25 protein-coding genes and 1 tRNA gene are annotated in these 24,937 nt (G+C 64.4%); 15 read left to right on the top strand and 11 right to left on the bottom strand.

Features of this window, described 5'->3' with window-relative positions; genetic code table 11:
* Positions 1–264: 264 nt before the first annotated feature.
* The 8 genes from SB786_RS09620 to SB786_RS09585 all read left to right on the top strand — a co-directional run bounded on the left by SB786_RS09620 (position 265) and on the right by SB786_RS09585 (position 10,395).
* Complete coding sequence (locus SB786_RS09620; RefSeq protein ID WP_410727255.1) at positions 265–1,488, top strand: DUF4297 family anti-phage-associated protein; 1,224 nt, start codon at positions 265–267, stop codon at positions 1,486–1,488.
* Between the two features lie 16 nt (positions 1,489–1,504).
* Entirely contained in the window at positions 1,505–3,190 is a 1,686-nt protein-coding gene (locus SB786_RS09615; RefSeq protein ID WP_410727254.1) for an ATP-binding protein, read from the top strand.
* A 1,961-nt stretch (positions 3,191–5,151) separates the two neighbouring features.
* Positions 5,152–6,270, top strand: a complete 1,119-nt coding sequence (locus SB786_RS09610) for a branched-chain amino acid ABC transporter substrate-binding protein (RefSeq protein ID WP_175738944.1) — start codon at positions 5,152–5,154, stop codon at positions 6,268–6,270.
* Positions 6,271–6,441: 171 nt separating this feature from the next.
* A complete protein-coding gene (livH, locus tag SB786_RS09605) occupies positions 6,442–7,368 on the top strand; it encodes a high-affinity branched-chain amino acid ABC transporter permease LivH (RefSeq protein WP_410727253.1) in 927 nt (308 codons plus the stop codon).
* Between the two features lie 11 nt (positions 7,369–7,379).
* Entirely contained in the window at positions 7,380–8,651 is a 1,272-nt protein-coding gene (locus tag SB786_RS09600) for a high-affinity branched-chain amino acid ABC transporter permease LivM (RefSeq protein WP_410727252.1), read from the top strand.
* The gene (gene livG / locus SB786_RS09595; RefSeq protein ID WP_410727251.1) at positions 8,648–9,421 is read left to right on the top strand and encodes a high-affinity branched-chain amino acid ABC transporter ATP-binding protein LivG; all 774 of its coding nucleotides are present in this window, start codon (positions 8,648–8,650) and stop codon (positions 9,419–9,421) included. The genes SB786_RS09600 and livG overlap by 4 nt, the downstream gene beginning before the upstream one ends.
* Complete coding sequence (locus tag SB786_RS09590; protein ID WP_011659407.1) at positions 9,421–10,122, top strand: ABC transporter ATP-binding protein; 702 nt, start codon at positions 9,421–9,423, stop codon at positions 10,120–10,122. The genes livG and SB786_RS09590 overlap by 1 nt, the downstream gene beginning before the upstream one ends.
* Before the next feature lie 129 nt (positions 10,123–10,251).
* Entirely contained in the window at positions 10,252–10,395 is a 144-nt protein-coding gene (locus SB786_RS09585; RefSeq protein ID WP_410727250.1) for a hypothetical protein, read from the top strand.
* Between the two features lie 158 nt (positions 10,396–10,553).
* On the opposite strand, the gene SB786_RS09580 is transcribed toward SB786_RS09585, so the two are convergent.
* The 3 genes from SB786_RS09580 to SB786_RS09570 form a co-directional block, all read right to left on the bottom strand.
* Positions 10,554–10,961 (bottom strand): DUF2000 domain-containing protein, encoded by a 408-nt coding sequence (locus tag SB786_RS09580; protein ID WP_012366665.1) that lies wholly within the window; start codon positions 10,959–10,961, stop codon positions 10,554–10,556.
* A gap of 44 nt (positions 10,962–11,005) precedes the next feature.
* Positions 11,006–11,866, bottom strand: coding sequence for a helix-turn-helix domain-containing protein (locus SB786_RS09575; protein ID WP_410727249.1), 861 nt, complete (start codon positions 11,864–11,866; stop codon positions 11,006–11,008).
* A gap of 73 nt (positions 11,867–11,939) precedes the next feature.
* Complete coding sequence (locus SB786_RS09570; RefSeq protein WP_410727248.1) at positions 11,940–12,917, bottom strand: cupin domain-containing protein; 978 nt, start codon at positions 12,915–12,917, stop codon at positions 11,940–11,942.
* 45 nt (positions 12,918–12,962) lie between these two features.
* Here SB786_RS09570 and SB786_RS09565 point away from each other — a divergent pair, with 45 nt between their 5' ends.
* Positions 12,963–13,712 (top strand): SDR family oxidoreductase, encoded by a 750-nt coding sequence (locus tag SB786_RS09565; RefSeq protein WP_410727247.1) that lies wholly within the window; start codon positions 12,963–12,965, stop codon positions 13,710–13,712.
* 75 nt (positions 13,713–13,787) lie between these two features.
* Here SB786_RS09565 and SB786_RS09560 read toward each other — a convergent pair whose 3' ends face one another.
* Entirely contained in the window at positions 13,788–15,089 is a 1,302-nt protein-coding gene (locus tag SB786_RS09560) for an aspartate aminotransferase family protein (protein ID WP_410727246.1), read from the bottom strand.
* A 231-nt stretch (positions 15,090–15,320) separates the two neighbouring features.
* On the opposite strand from SB786_RS09560, the gene SB786_RS09555 reads away from it, so the two are divergent.
* The 5 genes from SB786_RS09555 to SB786_RS09535 all read left to right on the top strand — a co-directional run bounded on the left by SB786_RS09555 (position 15,321) and on the right by SB786_RS09535 (position 20,414).
* The gene (locus SB786_RS09555; protein WP_410727379.1) at positions 15,321–16,220 is read left to right on the top strand and encodes a LysR substrate-binding domain-containing protein; all 900 of its coding nucleotides are present in this window, start codon (positions 15,321–15,323) and stop codon (positions 16,218–16,220) included.
* A 163-nt stretch (positions 16,221–16,383) separates the two neighbouring features.
* Positions 16,384–17,133 (top strand): SDR family NAD(P)-dependent oxidoreductase, encoded by a 750-nt coding sequence (locus SB786_RS09550; RefSeq protein WP_410727245.1) that lies wholly within the window; start codon positions 16,384–16,386, stop codon positions 17,131–17,133.
* Positions 17,134–17,207: 74 nt separating this feature from the next.
* A complete protein-coding gene (locus SB786_RS09545) occupies positions 17,208–18,533 on the top strand; it encodes an MFS transporter (RefSeq protein ID WP_410727244.1) in 1,326 nt (441 codons plus the stop codon).
* A gap of 40 nt (positions 18,534–18,573) precedes the next feature.
* The gene (locus SB786_RS09540) at positions 18,574–19,419 is read left to right on the top strand and encodes a transketolase (protein ID WP_410727243.1); all 846 of its coding nucleotides are present in this window, start codon (positions 18,574–18,576) and stop codon (positions 19,417–19,419) included.
* The gene (locus SB786_RS09535; RefSeq protein ID WP_410727242.1) at positions 19,416–20,414 is read left to right on the top strand and encodes a transketolase family protein; all 999 of its coding nucleotides are present in this window, start codon (positions 19,416–19,418) and stop codon (positions 20,412–20,414) included. The genes SB786_RS09540 and SB786_RS09535 overlap by 4 nt, the downstream gene beginning before the upstream one ends.
* A 92-nt stretch (positions 20,415–20,506) precedes the next feature.
* Here the strand turns inward: SB786_RS09535 and SB786_RS09530 are convergent.
* Positions 20,507–20,591 (bottom strand) — tRNA-Leu (locus tag SB786_RS09530).
* A gap of 138 nt (positions 20,592–20,729) precedes the next feature.
* Between SB786_RS09530 and SB786_RS09525 the strand changes: the two genes are divergently transcribed.
* The gene (locus tag SB786_RS09525) at positions 20,730–22,055 is read left to right on the top strand and encodes a leucine-rich repeat-containing protein kinase family protein (RefSeq protein WP_410727241.1); all 1,326 of its coding nucleotides are present in this window, start codon (positions 20,730–20,732) and stop codon (positions 22,053–22,055) included.
* Between the two features lie 206 nt (positions 22,056–22,261).
* Here the strand turns inward: SB786_RS09525 and SB786_RS09520 are convergent, their stop codons facing one another.
* From SB786_RS09520 to SB786_RS09495, 6 genes are all read right to left on the bottom strand, one after another.
* A complete protein-coding gene (locus tag SB786_RS09520) occupies positions 22,262–22,438 on the bottom strand; it encodes a hypothetical protein (RefSeq protein WP_410727240.1) in 177 nt (58 codons plus the stop codon).
* Between the two features lie 32 nt (positions 22,439–22,470).
* A complete protein-coding gene (locus tag SB786_RS09515; protein WP_410727239.1) occupies positions 22,471–22,917 on the bottom strand; it encodes a copper chaperone PCu(A)C in 447 nt (148 codons plus the stop codon).
* 52 nt (positions 22,918–22,969) lie between these two features.
* Positions 22,970–23,335, bottom strand: coding sequence for a copper homeostasis periplasmic binding protein CopC (gene copC, locus SB786_RS09510; RefSeq protein WP_410727238.1), 366 nt, complete (start codon positions 23,333–23,335; stop codon positions 22,970–22,972).
* A 224-nt stretch (positions 23,336–23,559) separates the two neighbouring features.
* Positions 23,560–23,937: a DUF2946 domain-containing protein gene (locus SB786_RS09505; RefSeq protein ID WP_410727237.1), complete on the bottom strand. Its 378-nt coding sequence runs from the start codon at positions 23,935–23,937 to the stop codon at positions 23,560–23,562.
* Positions 23,938–24,030: 93 nt separating this feature from the next.
* A complete protein-coding gene (locus tag SB786_RS09500) occupies positions 24,031–24,525 on the bottom strand; it encodes an SRPBCC family protein (protein WP_410727236.1) in 495 nt (164 codons plus the stop codon).
* Between the two features lie 56 nt (positions 24,526–24,581).
* The gene (locus SB786_RS09495; RefSeq protein ID WP_006757702.1) at positions 24,582–24,884 is read right to left on the bottom strand and encodes a 2Fe-2S iron-sulfur cluster-binding protein; all 303 of its coding nucleotides are present in this window, start codon (positions 24,882–24,884) and stop codon (positions 24,582–24,584) included.
* Positions 24,885–24,937: the final 53 nt, after the last annotated feature.

The following is a 24,937-nucleotide window of genomic DNA, read 5'->3' as shown; positions in this document are numbered from 1 at the left end:
GCGGCGGCCGGCCGAGTTCGGCCATGAGCGGCCGTTCGACTTCACGGCCGTAATCGTTGACAATCGCTCATCTTGAAGCCGCAATCGCGGCCGCTTGCGATATATTGATTCCAGGCCGTGTAATAGCGGACGGCAACGCTTGTGGCGAAGGAGCCGGTCTTGGAATACATAAGCGAATTCTGACGAAAGCGTGAGGAACGTGGGTATGTACGAAATCACCTGTCCTCACTGTGGGAATGGAAACAAATATTCACTGGATATGCCATGACTGACAGAAGCGCCGTTGACACTATTCGGGGGTATTTTTACCAGTTCGATCTGTCAATCCTCAGTGTCTTGCAACTGACGTCGCCGGACGATTCTGTAGAGATCGAATGCACCGAAGACATCGACATTCGGACCGCAACCGAGGTTACGGCCACGCAATGTAAGTATTACGCGAAGACGGAATACAACCACTCTGTAATCAAAGATGCAGTAAAGCACATGGTGTCCCATTTCAAGGAAAGCTTGACGGGAATAAAACCAAAGATCTCTTACTCCATTAAGGGCCACTACGCCTCGGGTCAGGAAAAGCTGGATGGCGGCATCAACGTCGATTTTCTAAAAGAACATTTTCTGACGTACTCAGAGGGAAAAGGCACCGCCAAGGTCACGCGCTACCACCATTCCGAGCTTGGCCTTTCTGATGCCGACCTCGGGGAATTCCTGAAATGTCTCACCATCGACGTTAGGGCAAAGGCGTTTGACGAACAATATCGCGAGGTACTCGGAGCCGTCCAAGCTATCTTCGGAGGCACGCCGTTTTCAGCCGAATACTTTTACTACAACAACGCGCTGGCCGTTATCCGCGAACTCTCGATCAAGGCGGCGCCGGAGGAGCGCAGAATCACGAAGAAGGAGTTCTTGGCAAGAATCGACACCGCCACGATCCTGTTCAACGAGTGGTTTGTCGAGAAGAAGGGCAAGAAAGCACATCTTTCCGCGCTCCGGAAGGAATACTTTACGGAGCTCAACGTATCCCCATATGAGCGATTCTTCCTAGTCGAGGCGGGCGCAGGCGGGTACGTTCGGAGCGATCTCAAAGACCTCTTCTTCGAGCTTTCCAGGAAGTGGGCCAAACTGTCCGCACGAGAGCCCTCACCCTTCTGCCCGTACATCTACGTCCACGGCATACCAGCTGACGAGTTGCTCGTGCTGAAAAGAGAGCTCAGTACGGAAGGATTCAAGCTCATTGACGGCCACGACTTCCTAGGAGCGGACTTCAGCTATCACTCAATCATGCAGAATGCCACGCATGGCAATGGGATAAAGATGAAGGTCCTGAACACTCTGGCCAACGTCGAGCAAACCGTGGATGCCGTTACCAAGACCCGACGCATCTACCAGTTCCACCTGGGCAGCAGCTACTTCGACTATGACCGGCCTGCAGTTCGGCACGTTAAGATCCAGGTAGAAAGGCTGTCGGACGTCAAATCCATCATCTAACCGTAGGCGCATGAGTATGAAAAATGCACAGGAAGAAGAGCAAATCAACGCCCAGGTAATCGCAGTCTTCCCCGACAAGGTGCGCATTGTCGTGGACGACCTCGAAGACTTTAAGGTGGCGGAAGAATCGCTGAAGGTTGGCTCTTACGTAAAGATTGCAGACAACGAGAATGCGGTCCTCATAGCCATTATCGAGAACTTCCAGATCGTCGTCAGCGCGGACGGGAAGCGAGATCACATCATCGAAGCCTTTCCGCTTGGCATCTTGAGGGGTGGCAAATTCGAACGCGGCGGCGATTCGCTCGCAATCCCGCCGAAGGAAGTCCAACCCGCGACCATCGCCGACATCAAGAAGATTTACGACGACTCAGTCCCTGAAGTGGAGAGGTTCCGCTTTGCAACGTTGGCGTCGAACAAGAACGTTCCCGTTCCCGTCAACGGAAACAAGTTCTTCAACAAGCACATCGCCGTGGTCGGTTCCACCGGCTCCGGCAAGTCGCACACCCTGGCTACCATCATCCAGCAAGCAGTAGCAGAAAAGGACGGGAACTTCTCACTCAACAACTCGCACGTGATTGTTTTCGACATTCACTCGGAGTACAAGTCGGCGTTCCCTTCCGCAAACCATATCGACATCTCGAATCTGGTCTTACCATATTGGATGCTGAACAGCGAAGAACTGGAGGAGTTCTTCCTCGACACCGAAGCCAACGACCACAATCAGAGGAACATCTTCAAGGAAGCGATCATTCGAGACCGCCGTGCAAAGTTCAGCGGCTCGGAAGCCGAAAAGCAAAAAATTCACCTGGACACGCCTATCCTGTTCGACATCAAAGAGGTGCTTGCGTATGCAATCGCAAAGAACGAGGAGATGGTCGATACCGGAGAAGTCTATGCGACCAGCAATAAGGAAAAGGCCGGACAGCCAAAGTATACACAAGGCAGTCTTTTCGGAAGGCTGACTAACTTCGTTAACCGGCTTGAGAATAAGGTTAATGACAGCAGACTCGGCTTTTTCTTGGGCGAGAAGTCGAAGAGTGTTACGTTCGAGGAAACGCTCCAGACACTTCTCGGTTATCCGTCGCAAAATAAGTCGAACGTTACCGTCATCGATCTCAGCGGTGTCCCATTCGAGGTACTGAGCATCACGGTCTCGCTCATATCGCGCCTTATATTCGAGTATGGGTACATCTACAAACGTCTTCGCTGTGCCAACAACCCCGGCGAAAAGATCAATAATGATGTGCCTATCCTGCTGGTCTACGAAGAAGCGCACAAGTACGTGCCGAATAGCGACCTCTCCAAGTACCGCTCGTCTAAGGTCTCCATCGAGCGAATCGCAAAGGAAGGTCGGAAGTACGGCGTCACCTTGTTGCTCGCGAGCCAGCGCCCATCCGAGATATCCGAAACGATTTTCTCCCAATGCAGCAACTTCATCGCTATGCGCCTTACAAATCCAACAGACCAAGGGTACGTGAAGAAGCTGCTTCCGGACTCGCTCGGCTCATTGATCGACAAGATGACGTCATTCCGGCAAGGTGAAGCGCTGCTGGTAGGTGAATCCATCATCCTTCCGTCAATCGTCCAGATCGACTCGTGCGCTTACGCGCCATCTTCCAATGACATCCCGTACTGGCAGCTCTGGAAGGAGGAATGGAAGGACATGAACTTCGCGGCGATCAAGGCGGAGTGGTACAAGTAACTTCCGCGCCCCGGCCTACCCTTAGGTATGGATGTCGGACTTCGGGGCCGGCAGCTATTTCTTCGACAAAGCACCGGTTTCGGTGTTTCGAGCGGCTGCTTTCGGCGTACGTGTATGTCTCTATTGGGTCGATCCGAGACGGTCGCACGGTGCAGGGCGGCAGCCCGCCGCGTTCGGGCCTTGTGGCTCATCAATGACGTGGGTTTCGAGCCGGGCAAAAAGGTACGGATAGCGGTCGAGCCGGGAAGGCTGGGCCATTACGGTGATGTGAGATGCGGCAGCGGCGCGCCGCATATCGGCGCGATTTGTCAGGAGGCGAATCGGCCCATCGGCTAGTGTGGTGCGAACAACTACATCCAGCCCGTGACCGCCGTTGAACCGGTTGCAGAAAAGGCCGCGCAGACAGCAACGCGCGGCCTAGTCGAATTTCAATCCCCGCAAATGCGAATCCCGGCGCAGCGTGCGACCGTACCGCGCATAGCTGCACATCTAGCCTAGCAGGCAGCCGCCACCGGCCACCACCAATCCTCACCAAGCGATATTGCAAGACGACCGCGCCGTCCCCACACCACCCGTAGCCGTGCAATGCGAACCCGCGCCGTTGTCATAGAACGTTCGCGTCTCCGGTTGCGGTACAGACGGATCGTACGGATTCGGCGCACCGTGCGGACCGCGAGCGGCATCGAAACGTCGCGTCGGCGCATACGAATTCCCGCCGCCAGGAGCGTGTGACCCACTGGCCCGCAGATATTCATTCCAGTTCAGTGCACGCTGTTCGTGCCTAGGTAACGCGCGCCCGAAGCTATCGCTCCCACCCGCACCAAGCGCGACGCGATTCGAAGGCCATACGGAATTGCCGGCCTCGTGTTCACCCGAAGGTTGCGGTGCAAGCGTATCGCCCGAAACCCGCAACGGCCGCGTATCGGGCGTATCGAAAGGACTACGTTCGACTGGCGCAGCGTACTTCACGCGCCGCGTCGTCCGCGCCGCACGCGCATCGTCCCGAGCCACAACCCGACGTTCCGAACGGAACACATTGGCGCCGCCGGCCCGATCGACCAGCGAATCGCGCCCGGAAGCATCAACAGTGGCAACCGAAAGCGCACAGGCAAGCGCGGCAGCGGAAGAAAAGCGGAGAGGATGATTCATCGAGATCCGAACCAAATGATATGCAATGAGAGAACAACGGCAGATCACTGGCTGGCGGCTGGGCGACGGAAGGGCGTCGAAGCGACCCTGAAGCGACTGCGAGGCGCGGTGGACGCGACACGCAGAAGGCTGGCTGGATTGCAGAGGTGAGTTCACATTATTTCACAAAAATAACAGCAAGCTTTCGATAGAGCCAGATTCGTCGGCAAACAGAAGGATTGACCGTCCCCATCGAACGCCCCATATCGGTGCACCTCGACCCAATCATCAGTCGATTGATCTCACCGGTTGAGGCCCTATAAAACCAAACGATCGCACGCTGCCCCACCTGAAACTCATCAGATGCCCCACCCAGCAATCCTTCGCTGCACCAAACCACCCAAAATCGCAACCCAATTGCACCCACCGCAAACGTTACCGCCCCCACCAAGTTGCGCCCCCATCGCCACCCGCCCCCTCGGCAAGTTTCTCCGTGTTTTCCCTCATAACACCGGCATTTTTGACAGACGATTTAAAAACGCCCATATAATTTCGGCTGCCTTGCCAATGGCTGTCGGACCATCCCTCCGAACGAGCAATTTGGCAAGCGGGGCAGGCGAAACGCTTGCGCAATGCAAGACGCATCACGATGTCTTTCCGAACCAGACGTCCCCTTCGGGGACTGCAAGAGCCGGGCCCCGCTACGCATCATCCATCCGCAGGTCCGTCTTCATGTGTCTCGGGCGTGTCCCATGTCCTCGCCCCGGGTGCTGTTCGATTGCGCAAGTCATGCCGCCTTTGCCCGTATGACTAACAACATCGAGGAGCTCCTGATGACGCTGTCCCGTCTTACGTCCATTTCCGCCGCCGCCGTGCTGTTCGCCGCCGGCGCCGCCGCCGCGCACGCGGAAACCGTGAAGATCGCCATCGCTGGTCCGATGAGCGGTTCGGTCGCCCAATACGGCGACATGGTGAAGGCCGGCGCGCTGACCGCGATCGAACAGATCAACGCGGCAGGCGGTGCGGGCGGCAACAAGTTTGAAGTCGTGATGATGGACGACGCTTGCGAACCGAAGCAGGCCGTCGCCGTCGCCAACAAGATCGTCAGCCAGAAGATCAAGTACGTGATCGGCCACGTGTGCTCGGGTTCGACGATCCCGGCATCCGACATCTACGAAAACGAAGGCATCGTGATGGTCACGCCGTCGGCCACCGCGCCGCAGCTGACGGAAGGCAAGAAGCGCCACTTCATCTTCCGCACGATCGGCCGCGACGACCAGCAAGGCCCGGCCGCCGCGCACTACATCATCAACAACGTGAAGCCGAAGAAGGTCGCGATCCTGCACGACAAGCAGTCGTACGGCCAGGGCATCGCATCGTCGGTGAAGAAGGATCTCGAAGGCGCGAAGATCCCGGTCGTCCTGTTCGAAGGCGTCAACGCCGGCGATTCGGACTACTCGGCGATCATCACGAAGCTGAAGTCGCAAGGCGTCGACTTCGTCTACTTCGGCGGCTACCACCCGGAAATGGGCCTGCTGATGCGCCAGGCGCGCGAGCAGGGCGTGAAGGCAACGTTCATGGGGCCTGAAGGCGTGGGCAACAAGGACGTGACGGCGATCGCCGGTCCGGCCTCGGAAGGCATGCTGGTCACGCTGCCGGCCGACTTCTCGGCCGACCCGGCCAACGCAGGCCTCGTGAAGGCGTTCGCGGACAAGAAGCGCGACGCGAACGGCCCGTTCCAGATGCCGTCGTACGCAGCGGTGAAGATCATCGCCGACTCGATCGCGGGAGCGAAGACGACGGACCCGACGAAGGTCGCCGCGTACATGCACAAGACGACGTTCGACACGCCGATCGGCAAGGTCGCGTATGACGCACAGGGCGACCTGAAGTCGTTCAAGTTCGTCGTCTACACGTGGCACAAGGACGCGACGAAGACCGCCGCCCGGTAATACGGAGTACCCGCCCCGCGCACCGCTCCGCCCGTCACCCGGGCAGGGCGCGTGCGCTTTTGGCCGTTGCGCGGCCAAGGGGCGGCCCGAGACGACACCGTGCGTTGCGCGCGGCCGAACGCCGTGATCCGGCGACGGCATGCGCCCAGCGCCAACGGGAGCTTCCCGCACATGACTGACTTCTTTCCTCAATTCGCCCAGCAACTGGTCAACGGCCTGACGCTGGGTGCGATCTATGCGCTGATCGCCATCGGCTATTCGATGGTCTACGGCATCATCGGCATGATCAACTTCGCCCACGGCGAGATCTACATGATCGGCGCGTACGTGGGCCTCGTTACCCTCACCGCCATCGGCATCTCCGCCGGCTATCCGCTGCCGCTCGTGCTCGGCGCCGCACTGATCGTGTCGGTGATCGTCACCGGCCTGTACGGCTTCGCGGCCGAGCGCGTCGCGTATCGCCCGCTGCGCGGCGGCCCGCGCCTCGTGCCGCTGATCTCCGCGATCGGCATGTCGATCTTCCTGCAGAACTACGTGCAGATCGGCCAGGGGGCGCGCGACGTGTCCGTGCCGGTGCTGATCTCCGGCGCGTTCGAGATCCACCTCGGCGGCGACTTCGACGTGACGATTCCGTATGCGCGTCTCTTGATCGTCTGCGTGACGCTGGTGCTGATGATCGCGCTCACGCTGTTCATCTCGCATTCGCGGATGGGTCGTGCGTGCCGTGCGTGCGCCGAAGACATGAAGATGGCGAACCTGCTCGGCATCGACACGAACCGCGTGATCTCGTTCACGTTCGTGCTCGGCGCGATGCTGGCGGCCGTCGGCGGCGTGCTGATCGGGCTGACGATCGGCAAGCTGAATCCGTATATCGGCTTCGTCGCGGGCATCAAGGCGTTCACCGCCGCGGTGCTGGGCGGGATCGGCAGCATCCCGGGCGCGATGCTCGGCGGCGTGCTGCTGGGCCTCGCCGAAACCTTCGCCGCAGGCTACATGCCGGCCGAGTACAAGGACGTGGTCGCGTTCGGCCTGCTCGTGCTGATCCTGCTCTTCCGCCCGACCGGCCTGCTCGGCAAGTCGGACATCGAAAAGGTTTGAGGGAGACGCAGATGAGTCAAGTCATTTCCGTTCGCCGCCCGGCCGCCGACGCATCGGTCGGCCAGGCGCTGAAGAATGCCGCGGCCGCCGCGCTCCTGACGGCGATCCTCACGATTCCGGTGCTCGGGCTGCAACTGAAGCTCGACGGCTATCAGGTGGTGCTGACGCCGCACTGGCGCCCGGTGTGGATCGCGGTCGCGGCCGTGTTCCTGTTCCAGTTGTTCAAGCCGTGGCTCGTGCGTGCGAAATCGGCGGTGAAGCTGCCGGCGCTGCCCGCGATGGGCGCGCAGCAGCAGCGCGTGGTCATCTGGGTGCTGCTCGCGGTCGGGCTCGTGTGGCCGTTCTTCGGCTCGCGCGGCGCGGTGGACGTCGCGACGCTCGCGCTGATCTACGTGATCCTCGGTCTCGGGCTGAACATCGTGGTCGGTTTCGCGGGTCTGCTGGATCTCGGCTATGTCGGGTTCTACGCGGTCGGCGGCTATACGTACGCGATGCTGAACCAGTATTTCGGGCTGTCGTTCTGGGAGTGCTTGCCGATCGCGGCGATCGCGGCGGCGACGTTCGGCTTCCTGCTCGGCTTCCCGGTGCTGCGGCTGCGCGGCGACTATCTCGCGATCGTCACGCTCGGCTTCGGCGAAATCATCCGCTTGCTCGCGAACAACCTGACGAGCCTCACCGGCGGCCCGGACGGCATCTCGAGCATTCCGAAGCCGACGGTGTTCGGCTTCGAGATGGCGCGCTCGGCGAGCGTCGAAGGCGCGAAGACCTTCCATGAGCTGATCGGGCTGGAATACAGCGGCGAGCACATGGTGATCTTCCTGTACCTGATCGCGCTGGTGCTGGTCGGCTTCACGCTGTTCGTGACCAGCCGCCTGATCCGCATGCCGATGGGCCGCGCGTGGGAAGCGCTGCGCGACGACGAGATCGCGTGCCGTTCGCTGGGCCTGAATCCGACGCGCATCAAGCTGTCGGCGTTCACGCTCGGCGCGGCGTTCGCGGGCATCGGCGGCGCGTTCTTCGCGGCGCGCCAGGGGCTCGTGAATCCTGAATCGTTCACCTTCATCGAATCGGCGCTGATCCTCGCGATCGTCGTGCTCGGCGGGATGGGCTCGCAGCTCGGCGTGATTCTCGCGGCGATCCTGCTGACCGTGCTGCCGGAAGTCGCGCGCGGCTTCGCCGAGTACCGGATGCTGATCTTCGGTCTGGTGATGGTGTTGATGATGATGTGGCGTCCGCAGGGCCTGCTGCCCGCGAGCCGTCCCCACGTGGAGCTGCCGCAATGAGCGCGAATGCAGAACTGTTGAAGGTCGCCGGGCTGCAGATGCGCTTCGGCGGGTTGCTCGCGGTGGACGGCATCGATTTCGACGTGCGCCGCAACGAGGTGTTCGCAATCATCGGGCCGAACGGTGCAGGCAAGACCACCGTGTTCAACTGCGTCGGCGGCTTCTACAAGCCGACCGGCGGCGACGTCGTGCTCGACGGCCACGCGATCGGCGGGCTGCCGAGCCACCAGATCGCGTTGAAGGGCCTGGTGCGCACGTTCCAGAACATCCGCCTGTTCAAGTCGCTGACGGTCGTCGAGAACCTGCTCGTCGCGCAGCATCGCAAGGTGAAGGCCGGGCTGCTGCACGGCCTGTTCGCGACGCCCGCGTATCGTCACGCCGAGAAGGAAGCGCTCGAACGCGCGGCCGTATGGCTCGACCGGATGGGGTTGAGGTCGGTCGCCAACCGGCCGGCCGGCACGCTGTCGTACGGGCACCAGCGGCGTCTGGAGATCGCGCGCTGCATGATCACCGAGCCGCGTCTGCTGATGCTCGACGAGCCGGCGGCCGGTCTCAACCCGCAGGAAAAGATCGAGCTGCAGCACCTGATCGACAAGCTGCGCCATGAGTTCGGCGTGTCGGTGCTGCTGATCGAACACGACATGAGCCTCGTGATGGGCGTGTCGGACCGCATCCTCGTGATGGAGCACGGCCGGCCGATCGTGATCGGCACGCCGGAAGCGGTCCGCAACGACCCGCGCGTGATCAAGGCGTATCTGGGGGAAGAGTGATGCTGAAGCTGGAACAGGTCCATACGCACTACGGCGCGGTCGAGGCGCTCGCGGGCGTGTCGATCGAGGTGAAGAAGGGCGAGATCGTCACGCTGATCGGCAGCAACGGCGCCGGCAAGACGACGCTGATGATGACCGTGTGCGGCACGCCGCGCGCATCGTCGGGCCGCGTGCTGTTCGAGGGCAACGACATCACCGCGATGTCGACGCACCAGATCATGCGGCAGGGGATGGCGATCTCGCCGGAAGGGCGGCGCGTATTCCCGAGCCTGACGGTGCTCGAGAACCTGAAGATGGGCGGCTTCTTCGCGAGCCGTCACGAAATCGACGACGGCATCGAGCACGTGTTCAAGCTGTTTCCGCGCCTGAAGGAGCGCGCGACGCAGCGGGCCGGCACGATGTCGGGCGGCGAGCAGCAGATGCTGGCGATCGGCCGCGCGCTGATGAGCAAGCCGCGTCTGCTGTTGCTCGACGAGCCGACGCTCGGCCTCGCGCCGCTCGTGATCGCGCAGATCTTCGACATCATCCGGACGATCCGTGACGAAGGTGTCACGGTGTTCCTGGTCGAGCAGAACGCGAACAAGGCGCTCGGTGTGGCCGATCGCGGCTACGTGCTCGAAACGGGGCGCGTGGTGCTGGCCGACACGGGCGCAAACCTGCTCGCGAACGACCGGATCAAGCAGGCGTATCTCGGCGGTTGACGAGAAAAGCCGCCGGCCTGCAACGGGCCGGCGGCGCTTTTGCATTCTCGTTCGTTGCCCCATGCAAGGCCGGTTCTCGGCCTTGTCTTCCTTATCCGATCCTGAACGTGCTTTCGGTACGTCGCGCAAATGCAGCGCGGCGCGATTGCTGCCGTCCGTCAGGATGGTGATCAGGTCCGGTGGCAGATCGGGCAGCACGAGCCGGGCGACGTGGCTCGTCAGGTTGCCGCACACGCGATCGCGCTCGACGAGACCCATGCCGATCGCAGTTGATGTGTAGTTAAATCAGCTCTGATCGTAGTCAAATAGGCTACATCTGCCCCAAGCTCTCCTGATTGATGTAAAGGCGTGGTTGGACGGGAACAAGCCGGAGTTGCCGGGCGCGCAGTAGCCGTTTCCGTGTCGAATCGCCGGCTCGAAACGATGGTGCGTCACGCGTGCAACGCCAGCCCCTTCACGGCCTTGTCCACGGCCTTCTTCGGCCCGTGCAGCGCCAGCCCGACCAGATCCAGATTGTCCGCATCCCCGGCGCGAAACACTTCGCGGTTGGCCGCGTCGTGCCCGGTCGAAAACATCGCATGCACGTACGGCACGATCGTCAGCTCGCGCGAGAGCGCCTGCCGGTGCGCGGCCTGCAGCCCGTTCAAGTCGGACGCGAACACCAGCATCGGCTGGCCCAGCATGCGTCCATAGCGGCGGCCCGCCGCATCCTCGTAAGGCTCGCCGAGCGCGTCGGGTGCCTCGGCCGCGACGCCCGTCGCGAGAAACGCGACGACATTGAGTTTCTGCCATGCCGCGAGATCGTCGCGCACGATCAGCGCTACCTTGGTATCGATCATGATTGCTCCTCGTTGAAGCACGCATGATCGGATGTCATGCGCGCTCAGTCTGGAACGTTTGTGCAGAGTTGCCGGTACGCGGCCGGCGTGATCCGGTACGCGCGGCGGAACCAGCGGCCCAGGTGGCTCTGGTCGGCGAAGCCGACGTCCGCGGCCGCCTGGGCGGGGGTGCGGCCGGCCGCCAGCAGCCGGCGCGCGGCGCGCAGCCGCAAGCGCACCAGGTACGCGTGCGGCGAGGTGCCGTACGCGCGCTGGAACAGCCGCGTCAAGCGGAAGCGGTCGATCCCGGCGGCGCCGGCCAGCTCGTCCAGGCCGAGGTTGCCATCCATCTGCGTATGCAGTAGATCGCGCACGCGTGCGATCGCCGGCGGCACGACGCTGCTTTCCGGCGCGAGCGGGACGCCACGCAGTTCGCCGCCGAGCCGCGTCAGCAGGCGGTCGAGCGTCTGGTCGCGCGCGAGCCGGCCTTCATTGCCGTGGATCGCGACAAACGCATGCCGGATCGCATCGACGAGGCCGCGATCGTCGACGAGCGTATGGCCGAACGCGGCTTCGACGCTGCCGAGGCCCGGCAGGTCCAGCCGGCGCGCCGCGCGTTCTACCCATGCCTGCGGCAGGTACAGCATCCCGTAGGTGAAGCCGCCCGCTTCGGGCGCATGGCCGTCGTGCATCGCGCCGGGCTCGATCAGGATCGCCCGGCCCGGCACGCTCGTATGCAGCGAACGGTGGCACTGGAAACGCTGCACGCCCTGTTCGGTGAAGCCGACCAGCATGTCGTCGTGGTCGTGCGCATCGTACGCATGGCCGTTGAAATGCGCGTGCAGGCTTTCGATGCCGGTTTCCGCATCGCGCCGCGCGACGAGCCAGTGGTCGCGCGTGTCGGGATTCTTTGCCGCTGTCGTCATCGCCTTCCTCGCGCATCGTCGTTGCGTGACCGGTAGTGTACGCAGGTCGCGGGATGGCGGTGGCGGGTGCGGGTCATGCGTCGCTCGCCGCCGCGCGTTCGTCGCGCGCATATTGCGCGGGCGGCCGGCCTACGTGCCGCGTGAACGCGACGCTGAAGGTGCTCGCGGAACTGTAGCCGACGCGCCCGGCGATCTCCGCGATGCGCCCGTCGTCGCGGCGCAGCAGGTTTTTCGCGAGCGCCATGCGCCATGTGAGCAGGTATTCCATCGGCGCGACGCCGACCGCGCGGCTGAAGCGTTCGAAGAAGGTCGAACGCGACAGTGCCGCTTCCTTCGCGAGCTCGATGACCGTCCACGGGTGCGCGGGGCGTTCGTGCATCCCGCGGATCGCGGCGGCGAGACGACTGTCGGCGAGACCGCGCACGAGGCCGGGCGATGTGCCCGTGTCCGCCGAAAACCGCAATGCCTCGATCAGCAGCACTTCCACGAGGCGCGACAGCACGAGCTCGCGCGCCGGCCGCTGCGCACGCGATTCGTCCCGCACCAGTTGCACGAGCGTGGTCAGGCGCGGTTCGCCGCGCACGTGCACGTATTGCGGCAGCAGCGACACCAGCAGCGCCGCGTCGGGCGAACTGAAGCTGCAGTGGCCGGCCATCAGGCGCGCGTCGACCGGACGGCGCGCATCGCCGATCCGGTATTCGCCGTTGTCGAGCACGACCGGCGCGGCCGTTTCGACGCCCGGCGGCGGCAGTTCGAGACTGGATATCGCGACGCCGTAGGCCGCCGGAATCAGCACGAAATCGCCGGGCAGCAGCTCGATCGGCGGATGCCCGTCGATCGCGACCCGGCACCCGCCTTCCAGCACCACGCAATAGAACGGCTCGCCGGCGACCGTCCGGCTGATGCGCCAGGGGCTCGCGCCGTGAACGAGTTTGGAATACCGCGTGCTTGGCTGCAGCAGCGTCACGACCTCGGCTAGCGGATCGATCATCGCCGGACTCTCGCAAAAGAAAATCGGATTTTCGATTGTAGCGAATACGGATGCAGCCATCTATCGTACGAACACATGCCCAACACGTCACAGGAGTGAGTTCGCATGAAGACCGTATTGATCACCGGCTGTTCCTCCGGCTTCGGCCTCGAGATCGCCCGTTATTTCCTGGCCCGCGACTGGCAGGTCGTCGCGACGATGCGCACGCCGCGCGAGGACGTCCTGCCGCCGTCGGAGCATCTGCGCGTGCTGGCGCTCGACGTCACGAACCCCGACAGCATCCGCGCGGCGATCGACGCCGCCGGCCCGATCGACGTACTCGTCAACAATGCGGGTTTCGGCGCGGCCGCGCCGGCCGAACTGATGCCGCTCGACACCGTGCGCGCGCTGTTCGAGACCAACACGCTCGGCACGATCGCGGTGACGGAAGCCGTGCTGCCGCAGTTGCGCCGGCGCGGGGCCGGCGTCGTCGTGAACGTCACGTCGAGCGTCACGTTGAAGGTGCTGCCGCTGGTCGCCGCCTATCGCGCCAGCAAGGCGGCGGTCAATGCGTACACCGAATCGATGGCGCTCGAACTCGAACCGTTCGGCGTGCGCGCGCGTCTCGTGCTGCCGGGCCGTGCACCGGACACGCGCTTCGCCGACAACGCGCGCGTGCACATGCACGGCTTCGAGCACGAAGCTTATGCGGAGTTTGCGGCGGCGGCCTTTACGCGCATGGTCGACGCATCCGCGCCGATTACGCATGCGCGGGACGTCGCCGAAGCCGTATGGCGCGCGGCGACCGATCCGTCGTGCCCGATGCGCATCCCGGCCGGCGCCGACGCCGAAGCCTGGGCGGCCGAAGCGCGTTGATCGAAGAGACACCACGCGCCCGTCGCGCCGGCCGTTCGAACCGGCGCGGCGGCGCGTGCGAGGTAGCGCAGGGCGTTACAGCGCGCGTGCGATCGCCTGCTCCAGCAGCGACAGGCCCAGATCGATCTCTTCGTCGCTGACGGTCAGCGGCGGCGCGATCCGGAACACGCCGCCCATGCCGGGCAACTGCACGATGTTCATGCTGAGCCCGAGGTTCATGCACTCGCGCGTGATCTTCGCGCCGAGCCCGTCCGCCGGCTCCTTCGTCCGGCGATCCTTGACGATCTCGACGCCGAGCAGCAGTCCGCGTCCACGCACGTCGCCGATGCAGTCGAAGCGCTCCATCAGGTCGAGCAACCCGCGCCGCAGCCGGTCGCCCATCACGTTCGCCCGCTGGACGAGGCCGTCGCGCTGCACCACGTCGAGCACGCGCAGGCCGACCGCGGCCGGCAGCGGATCCGACACGTGCGTCGTATAGAACAGGTAGCCCAGTTCATGCGCGCGCTCCTCGATCCGCGCGGACGTGACGACGGCCGCGAGCGGCAACCCCGCGCCGAGCGTCTTCGACAGCGTGAGGATGTCGGGCGTCACGCCGTCGCGCTGGCACGCGAACATCGTGCCGGTGCGTCCCACGCCGGTTTGCGCTTCGTCGAGGATCAGCAGCATCCCGCGCGCCTCGCACTTGCGCTTGAGCGCCGCCATGTAGCCTTCCGGCAATTCGATGATGCCGCCGGAGCTGAGGATCGGCTCCGCGATGAACGCGGCGAGGTTGCCGCTCGACTGGCGATCGATCAGGTCGAATGCGTAGTCGAGTTCGGCGAGCGGGTCGTACGTGCCGCCGCGCTCGAAGCGCGGCCGGTACGTGAACGGCGCCGGAATCGCGAACGAGCCGACGGCGGCCGGGCCGACGCCCTTGCGGCCGGCGCTGTACGTGGCGGACGCCGCCGCGCCCGTCATCCCGTGCCACGACTGCGCGAAGCCGACGATTTCGTATTTGCCGGTGACGAGCTTCGCCATCCGGATCGCCGCTTCGTTCGATTCCGCGCCGGTGCTCAGCAGCAGCGCGCGATCGAGCCCGGGCGGCGTGATGTCGGCGAGGCGCGTCGCGAGGTCGACGACCGGGCGCGACAGCATCCCGCTGAACAGGTGATCGAGCTTGCTCGCGTATTCGCCGATGACGGAGACGATCTCCGGATGGCCGTGGCCGAGCACCGCGCTCATCTGGCCGGACGTGAAATCGAGGATCGCGCGGCCGTCGGCGTCGTAGACGAAGCTGCCTTGCGCGCGCTCGATGATCATCGGCTCGAACGTGCCGCCGTAGCGGATCAGGTGCTGCCTGGCGTTGTGCCAGAAGGTTGCGTCGTCGTTCAGGGACATCGGGCTTCTCCGGACTGGGGCCAAGGATCGCTTGCAGTCTAGGCGCCGGTCTGGTTTTATGGAAACGAATAGTTCTTATGCAAGGTGGAAAGGGACGCAGGCGAGGCACAACCACTTCGCGACCGGCGTTCTAGAATTGACGCGCGAACGACCGAATCGCCCTTACCCGCCCGATGCTGCGACGCCGACACCGGCCCGTCGGGCGAACTGCTCTCTTCAACGGATTCCAACATGCGCATCCCGCCGCTCAAGGCCATCATCGCGTTCGAAAGTGTCGCCCGGACCAAAAGCGTCAATCGCGCGGCGGAAGAACTCGGCCTCACCGCGTCCGCCGTGAGCCATCAGCTCAGCAACCTCGAATCGCAGATCGGTCAGCCATTGTTCCAGCGCTCGGGGCGCGGCCTTGTCCTCACGCCGACCGGCGAACGCTACCTGACGGACGTCACCGGGTCGCTCGCCGATTTGAGCCGCGCAACCGAGCGTGCGTCCAGCCGCACGGAAGTGGACATCCTGCGCGTGCATTCGAGCCCGAGCTTCGGGTTGATGTGGCTGCTGCCGCGGCTGTCGTCGTTTCAGGAGGCGAACGGCGATATCCAGCTGAACCTGGCGTGCTCCTACGAAAACGTATCGTTCTCCAACGGCTTTTACGATATCGACGTCCGGCACGGCTACGGCAACTGGGACAACCTCGAGGTCCGGACGGTGCGCGGCGAGTTCATTGCGCCGCTCGCCTCGCCGCAATACCTCGAGCGGTATCCGGTGAAGGCGCCGGAAGACCTGCTCGCGCATCGGCTGATCTATTCCGAAACGCCGCTGGTGCAGTGGAAGCAGTGGTTCGGCCGGGCCGGCGTATCGCTCGCCGCCCAGAAGACCTTCGATTTTTCATTCGACCGCTCGTACATGTCGCTCGAAACCGCGGCGCTGGGCCTCGGCATCGCGCTCGAAAGCCTGATGCTTGCGTCGGTCAAGATTCGCGAAGGGCGGCTGGTGCCGGTGTTCGACGCAACGCACGCGGTCGAAGTCGGCGCGCATCATCTCGTTTACCCGCGGCAGAACGCGGAACTGCCGCGCGTGAAGCGCTTCCTCGCCTGGATCGAGCGGGAAGTCGCGGGTCACGGGCGAGCGAACTGAGCGAAGCGCCTCCGGTCTGCGCGCAATATTGCGTTGCAGCACGCTTGCGACGGGCTGTGCGGCTTCACCTGAAATTTTCTCAACCATGGCTGAGCGTTTCCGCGTTGATGCAGGTGTCGGGTGAGCCGACACTCTGGACACACATCAACACAGGAGACAAACGATGTTGCTCGCCAACAAGACCATCATCGTGACCGGCGCGGCGTCGCCGCGCGGCATCGGCAGGGCCACCGCCCGCGCGCTCGCCGCCCAAGGCGCGCGCATTGCGATTCTCGACCTTCGTCGCGAAGACGCCGAGGCGGCCGCCGCCGAACTCGGGACGGACCATCTCGGGCTGGCTTGCGACGTGACCGATCGCGATGCGTGCGTGGCCGCGGCCCGCGCGACGCTGGAGCGCCATGGGCGTATCGACGGCCTCGTGAACAACGCCGGCATCACGCAGCCGGTGCGCACGATGGACATCTCCGGGCGCGACTTCGACGCGATCGTCGACGTGAACCTGCGCGGCACGCTGTACATGTCGCAAGCGGTGCTGCCCGCGATGAAGGAGCAGCGCGGCGGCAGCATCGTGTGCATGTCGTCGGTGTCCGCGCAGCGCGGCGGCGGCATCTTCGGCGGGCCGCACTACAGCGCCGCCAAGGCCGGCGTGCTCGGCCTCGCGAAGGCGATGGCACGTGAATTCGGCGCCGACCATATCCGCATCAATTCGATCACGCCGGGCCTGATCCAGACCGACATCACCGGGGACAAGCTGACGCCGGAAATGCGCGAGGAGATCATCAGGGGCATTCCGCTCGGCCGCCTCGGCGATGCCGCCGATGTCGCCAATGCGTGCCTGTTCCTGCTGAGCGACCTGTCGAGCTATCTGACGGGCATCACGCTCGACGTCAATGGCGGGATGCTGATTCACTGAGAACGGCGCCGCGAAGCGCGCGGCGCCGACCATCATGCACCCGGGACAACCCGGGGCCATGGCAGGAGACAAAGATGAGAGCAAAGTACCCCGCATCGCCGGTTCAGGGCGAGCTGCTGCAACGGGACGATGCACGGACGTTCGAGGCGGCCACGTATGCGAAGGTCGCACGCCGGCTGATCCCGTTCCTGATGTTGTGCTATCTGGGCGCGTATCTCGACCGCGTCAACGTCGGATTCGCGAAACTGCAGATGTTGAACGACCTGCGCTTCAGCGAGACGGTATACGGGATGGGCGCAGGCATCTTCTTTCTCGGCTACTTTCTGTTCGAAGTCCCGAGCAACCTGATCCTGCATCGCGTCGGCGCGCGCCGCTGGCTCGCGCGCATCATGCTGACGTGGGCCGTGATTTCGGCCAGCTTCGTGTTCGTCAAGTCGCCCGGCGCATTCTATGCGCTGCGGTTTTTGCTCGGCGTCGCCGAGGCGGGTTTTGCGCCGGGTGTGATCCTGTACCTCACGTACTGGTTTCCGTCGGCGCGTCGCGCGAAGGCGCTGTCGATGTTCTTCATGGCGATTCCGCTCGCCGGGATCATCGGCGGCCCGCTGTCGGGCGCGATCATGCACTCGCTGCACGGCGCGATGTCGATGGCGGGCTGGAAGTGGCTGTTCCTGCTCGAGGCGCTGCCTTCGCTCGTGCTCGGCTTCGCGATCCTGCTGTATCTCGACGACGGCATCGCCGGCGCGAAATGGCTGACCGACGCCGAAAAGGCCTTGCTGACGCGCAACGTCTCGGCGGATGCCGAACACACGACCGCTCACCTGTCGATTCGTGCATTCGTCGCCGACCGCCGCCTGTGGCTGATGGCCGCGATCTATTTCTGCGTCGTGCTCGGGCAGTACGGGCTCACGTTCTGGCTGCCGACGATCATTCGCAAGGCCGGCGTGGCCGATCCGCTGTGGGTCGGCCTGTTCACCGCGATTCCGTATGCCTGTGCGATCGTCGCGCTGCCGCTGATCGGCATCAGCGCGGATCGTCGCCGCGAGCGCCGCCTCCATCTCGCGGTGCCGATGCTGGTCGCGGCGGCGGGCTTCGCGACGTTGCCGATGCTCGGCAGCGTCGGCGCGTCGATCGTGTGCCTGAGCATTGCGTCCGCCGGCATCCTCGCGTCGTCGTCGCAGTTCTGGTCGCTGCCGACCGCGTTGCTGGGCGGGATGTCGGCGGCGGCGGGCATCGCCGCGGTCAACTGCTTCGCGAACCTCGCGGGCTTCTTCTCGCCGGCGATCGTCGGCTGGCTGAACGACCTGACCGGCAAGTCCACCGCCGGCCTCGTGTTCATCTCCGTTGCGATCACGTTCGGCGCGCTGCTGGTGTTCCTCGTGCCCCGATCCGTGAACCGCTGATTCGACCTGCATGCCTTCCGATCCAATACTGGAGTTATCGATGGATACCGAAACGATCCATGAAACGGTCACGCTCGCCGAGCGCGCGTACCGCATCCGCAGAAACGCCGTGCTGATGGGCGAAGTCCAGGGCCAGGGCTATGTCGGCCAGGCGCTCGACATCGCCGACGTGCTGGCCGTCGCGTATTTCGGCGCGATGCGTTATCGCCCCGACGATCCCGAGTGGGAAGGGCGCGACCGCTTCCTGCTGTCGAACGGCCACTATGCGATCGCGCTGTATGCGGCGCTGTTCGAAGCCGGCATCCTGCCGGCCGACGAACTCGAAACCTATGGCAGCGACGACAGTCGCTTGCCGATGTCGGGAATGGCGAGCTACACGCCGGGGATGGAGATGTCCGGCGGCTCGCTCGGGCAGGGCCTGACGATTGCGGTCGGCCGTTGTCTCGGTCTCAAGCGCAACGGCTCGGATGCGTTCGTCTATACGCTGTTTTCGGACGGCGAACTCGACGAAGGCGCGATCTGGGAGGGGCTCATGTCGGCCGCGCACTGGAAGCTCGACAACTTGATCGCGATCGTCGACGTGAACAACCAGCAGGCCGATGGCCCTTCGACGCAAGTGATGGCGTTCGAGCCGCTGGTCGACAAGCTCGAAGCGTTCGGCTGGTACACGCAACGCGTGGACGGCAACGACATCGATGCCGTGAAGCGCGCGTTCGACAATGCGCGCCGGCATGCCGAGCCGCAGCCGCGCATCATCGTCTGCGACACGAAGATGGGGTGCGGCGTGCCGTTCCTCGAAGCACGCGAGAAGAGCCATTTCATTCGCGTCGACGCACACGAGTGGAAGCTCGCGCTCGACGCACTCGAAGCAGGGAGACACGCATGAGTACCGTCGACAACAAGCCACGCCTGAAGACTTCCGCAATGATCGCGTCGATCGCGGCCGAGGGCCAGGCGACGCGCTCCGCCCCGTTCGGCCACGCGCTGGCGAGTCTTGCACGCGCGAACGGCAACGTGATCGGCATGACGGCCGATCTTGGCAAGTACACCGACCTGCACGTTTTCGCGAAGGAATTTCCGGAGCGTTACTACCAGATGGGCATGGCGGAGCAATTGCTGATGGGCGCCGCCGCCGGGTTCGCGCACGAAGGTGCGCAGCCGTTCGTCACGACCTATGCGGTGTTCGCGACACGCCGGGCATACGACTTCATTCACCAGGCGATCGCCGAGGACAATCTCGACGTGAAGCTGGTGTGTGCGTTGCCGGGGCTCACGACCGGCTACGGGCCAAGCCATCAGGCGGCGGAGGACCTTGCGCTGATGCGTGCGATGCCGAACATGACGGTGATCGATCCGTGCGACGCGCTGGACATCGAGCAAATGGTGCCGGCGATTGCCGCGCACAAGGGGCCGGTATATGCGCGCCTGCTGCGTGGAAACGTGCCGGTCGTGCTCGACGAATACGATTACCGTTTCGAACTCGGCAAGGCCAAGGTGCTGCGCGACGGCAACGACGTGCTACTGATCTCGTCCGGGATCATGACGATGCGCGCGCTCGAGGTTGCGAAGGCGCTTGAAGCAGATCGCATCGATGTGGCCGTGCTGCACGTGCCGACGATCAAGCCGCTCGATACGGCGACCATCGTTCGCGAGGCATCGCGCAACGGACGCATGGTGATCGTCGCGGAGAACCATACGGTGATCGGCGGACTCGGCGAAGCGGTGGCGACTGCATTGCTTGGAGCCGGCGTTGCCGTACCGTTCCGCCAGATCGCGCTGCCCGATGCGTATCTCGCCGCGGGCGCGTTGCCGACGCTGCACGAGCGCTACGGGATCTCGGTCGGCGCGATGCGCGCGAATATCAGGTCGTGGGTCGGATAACGGCCTGTGCAACGTGCTGGAAACAAAAAAACCGCGAAGCGTTGCGCTGTCGCGGTTTTTTGCACATGCCCGAAACACGGAGAAACCATGTTTGGTGCCGACGGCGAGACTCGAACTCGCACAGCTTTCGCCACTACCCCCTCAAGATAGCGTGTCTACCAATTTCACCACGTCGGCACTGCAGGGGCGCAATTCTAGCGTCACATTGCGCATTTGTGAAGGGGGGGTGACACGATCGCGAGGAGGCGCAAGCGATCCCGGTAAAATTCGTCGGATCGATCCGACGACCATCGCAACCGCAACCCTTTTCTCCCCGTGACGACGACCCTCGAACAACTGCAGACCGGCCAGCTGTCGGGCGCCCGGCAACTCAAGCTCGCATGCGGGCTGACCGAATTTCCGCGCGAGATCTTCGAGTTGGCCGACACGCTCGAAGTGCTCGACCTGTCCGGCAATGCGCTTTCCACGCTGCCGGACGACCTGTCGCGGCTGCATCGCCTGCGCATCCTGTTCGCCTCCGGCAACGGCTTCACCGAATTCCCTGAAGTCCTCGGCACGTGTGCGCAGCTCGACATGGTCGGCTTCAAGGCGAACCGGATCCGCACGGTGCCGCGCGGTTCGCTGCCGCGCGCGCTGCGCTGGCTGATCCTGACCGACAACGCAATCGACGAACTGCCGGCCGATATCGGCGATTGTTCGCGCTTGCAGAAGCTGATGCTCGCGGGCAACCGGCTGCGTGCGTTGCCCGCCGAAATGGCCGCCTGCCGTTCGCTCGAACTGGTCCGGTTGTCGGCGAACCGGCTCGACGCGCTGCCGGAGTGGTTGCTGCGTCTGCCGCGCCTCGCATGGCTCGCGTCCGCGGGCAACCCGTTCGGCGCCGCGCCGGAGGCCGCCGCGTCGGCGGAGCCGGGTGTCGCGGACATCGACTGGACGTCGCTCGCCTGCGACCAGAAGCTCGGCGAAGGCGCATCGGGCGTCATCTACCGCGCGCAGTGGCGCCCGGACGGCCACGCGCCGCGTGCGGTCGCGGTCAAGCTGTTCAAGGGGGCGGTGACGAGCGACGGCCTGCCCGACTGCGAAATGGCGGCCTGCCTGCATGCTGGCCGGCACCCGAACATGATTCCGGTGATCGGCAAGGTGCGCGGTCATCCGGACGGCACGCACGGGCTCGTGATGGAACTGGTCGATCCGGCGCTGACGAACCTCGCCGGGCCGCCGAGCTTCGCGTCCTGTACGCGCGACGTGTATGCGGCCGACGCGCGATTCGAGCCGGCCGCGGCAGCGCGGATCGCGCTCGGCATCGCGTCGGTCGCCGCGCATTTGCACGCGCGCGGCATCATGCACGGCGACCTGTACGCGCACAACATCCTGCACGATGGCGGCGGCGGCGCGCTGCTCGGCGATTTCGGCGCGGCGTCGGTCTACGATGTGAACGACCGCGTGCGCGCAGCGCGGCTCGAACGGCTGGAAGTCAGGGCGTTCGGTTATCTGCTCGGCGAGTTGCTGGCGCGCTGCGAGCCGCGTGCATGGGAAGGTTCGCACGCACTCGACGCGCTGGCGGCCGCCTGCCTGAACGAGGATATCGACGCGCGGCCTTCGTTCGGCGAGGTGTCGGCCGTATTGGCTGCGTCGAAGGCCTGACGGCGTTGCGTTGTGTTTCGGCGCAGGCGGCCGCCGTGCGGATCGTCAGGCGTGCCGCGCGGTCAGCAGCCTGATCCCGAGCCCGACGAACGGCAATCCGCTGGCGCGCTCGGCCGCACGCGGCGACGGGCTGACGCCGAAGCCGCGATGAAGCCGGCGCACGCCGGACGAACAGACGGCGTGAACGACGCCGCCGGTGCTGGCGATCAGTTCGCGTCACGCACGCAGTAGGCGGCGATCGACGACGGCGTATCGATCGCGGCCGGCCGCGTGATCCATGCGATCCACGCCGCCCATAACCCGCAGACGATCAATACGGCGATATTCAGCGGCGTCCGGTAGCGGACGATCAGGTCAGCCAGCCGCAGGCGTTCGTTGCTCATGTGCGTCTCCCTCGGTCGTTGCGTATGCGGGGTTACTGGCCGGCGTAGGACGGCGCCTTCGCGTCGCAGGTCACGGACACGGTCGAGCCGTCGGCGAAATGCAGCCGGAACGGCACCTTCGCGCCGGGCGCGACCGGCTGGCGCGGTTCCTCCAGCATCACGTGATAGCGCTTCGGCTTGAACGTCACCGTACCGTGGGCGGGCACGTCGACCGCGTCGACGTGAACCATCTTCGCGGTACTGCCGGCCGTCTGCGTTTCGTGGATCATCGCCATCCCGAACGCGGGCGTATCGATGCTCGTGAGGGTGGCGGCTTTGTCGCCGTCGTTCTTCAGCGTGAAGTAGCCGGACGACGGCACTGCTGCCGGCATCGTGCGGATCCAGCACGCATCGGCCTGTATGGTCGGCGCGGCGAACGTGGTGGGCGCCTGGAGTGCGAGCAGTGCAAACAGCAGGCTGGTCGGAATCGAGCGTTTCATCGAGTGTGTTCCTGATCGGGTAGGGAAGCGTGCCGCGCGGGTCGCGGAGGCGTTACTTCAGCGTGAACGTATAGCGGCCCTGCGTGCGATGGCCGTCGCTCGCCACCGCGATCCACGCGACCGTATACGTGCCGGCCGCGAGGGTTGTCAGCGCTACATGCATTCGCTTCCGGTTGCCGGAATCGACCGCGGATTTCCCGTCGGCGACCGACTGGCCGTGGCTGTCGGTGACCGCGATCGAACTGAATGCGGGCTCGAGCGTTTCGCTGAAGTCGATCGTGACCGCGTGCGGCGCGCTCGACAACGTGGCGTCGGCCGCCGGTTCCATGGTTTTCGGGTGCGCGTGCGCATGAGCGGCCTGTGCGATGACGAAGCCGAGTGCGACGAGTGCGCCGCGCAGGAATGCAGTGGTTTTCATGACGGGATGGTCCGGTTGGAAATGACAAGGAGAACGATGCATTCGACGTGCGGCCGCGCGTTCGCGCATGCGGGATCGCCGGAAGCGGGCGAGCGCATGCACGGCACGTCGCCGCGAGCAATAGGGTCGAACATGAGCGTCCTTCGAAACGTGACACGGCATGCACGCGCAGCGCGCGTGCGGACGGCGCGATGCGCTATGGCATCACGCGCGGTGACGACGAATCAGGACGTGAACGGCGGGGCGCGCGGTTGCGCGGCCGTGAGCGGCAGCGCGCGGCGCAGGCTTTCGAAGCGGGTGGCTGCGCGATGCTGGAGGAGGTGAACGTGGGCCGCGAACGTGAGTTCGGGCGCGGGCAGGGCAGGCGTATGGGCAAGCAGGTTGCAGTAGCCGCAAGCCTGCAGATGGGCCTGCAGGCGCTTCGACGGCGCATCGCCGGCGTGGTCGCCGCCAGCCGGCCCGGCCGTGCAGTAACCGGCAAGCAGCGCGTCGACGCGGTCGTGTGTGGTCAGCGCCTGCGAGATCGTCGGCGCGAGCGCGGTCATCAGGATGGCGAGCATCCCGATCAGACTGACGATCTTCCGGAGTCGACGACTCAACATGCGATGTGCGGCGGCGTAGGGGCGACGATGGAGCGGATTATGCCACGCACGTCGATGCGCATGTCGGCATGGGGCATGCGGCGTTGTGGCGCGCTATGCGTGCTTCGCCAGATATTTCATGATCAGCGTCATTTGTGCGGCCCAGCCCTGGTCGTTCATCTCGCGCGCCTTCGCACGGCGCGCTTCGATCAGTTGATCGAAACCCGTTTCGGTGACCGTCAGCAGCGTGCCGTCGTTGGTTTCCGCGAGCGTGAAGGTGACGAGCGTCATCGGCTCGGACGCGTAGTCGAAGTTCGGATCGATCGCGAACGGATGCCAGCGAAAGGAGAACAGTTGCTTCGGTTCGATGCGATCGACGACGATTTCGAATACAGTGCCCGCGTACGGCTCCTGTGCCTTGGCGACGTCGTCGTCGACGAGCGTCGGCGTGATGCGGCCGAACATCGACTGGCCGGCCACGAACGGCGCGTCGAACGTCACGCCGAACCAGGTGCCGAATTCCCCGGCATTGCTGACGGCTTCCCAGACGCGCGCCGGCGGCGCGGCGAGCAACGCTTGTTTCTCGATGCGATCGGTTGGCGGGGTCATCACGTTCTCCAGGCAGGCATCATCGTTGCAGGATGGCGCGCGGCCGCGCGCCGCATTCAGTCGATCATTTCCGCATCGGGCACGTCGAGCACGACATCGGAGGTCGCGACGGCCACGCACGGCAGCGTATAGCCGTCGGCCTTTTCCTCGCGGGTGAGGCCCGGCCATTCGATCGTGTAGCGTACGCTTCCGCTGACGATCCTGCACAGGCAGCTTCGACACGTGCCGTTGCGGCACGAGCGCGGCAGCCGGACGTGCGCGAACGCGGCCGCCTCGAGCAGCGTCAGCGAATCGGGGGCGTCGAACGTCGCGCCGAGCGGCTCGATGCGCACGAGGGGCGGGTGGTCGGGATCGGTCATGGGTCGAAGCGGGCGGCGCGGCGGCAGCAAGGCAAGCGCCAAGCATACCCGAA

Source organism: Burkholderia sp. SIMBA_062 (assembly GCF_046534765.1).
GTDB lineage: Bacteria > Pseudomonadota > Gammaproteobacteria > Burkholderiales > Burkholderiaceae > Burkholderia > Burkholderia ambifaria.
This window is presented reverse-complemented; position numbering and strand designations above follow the sequence as displayed.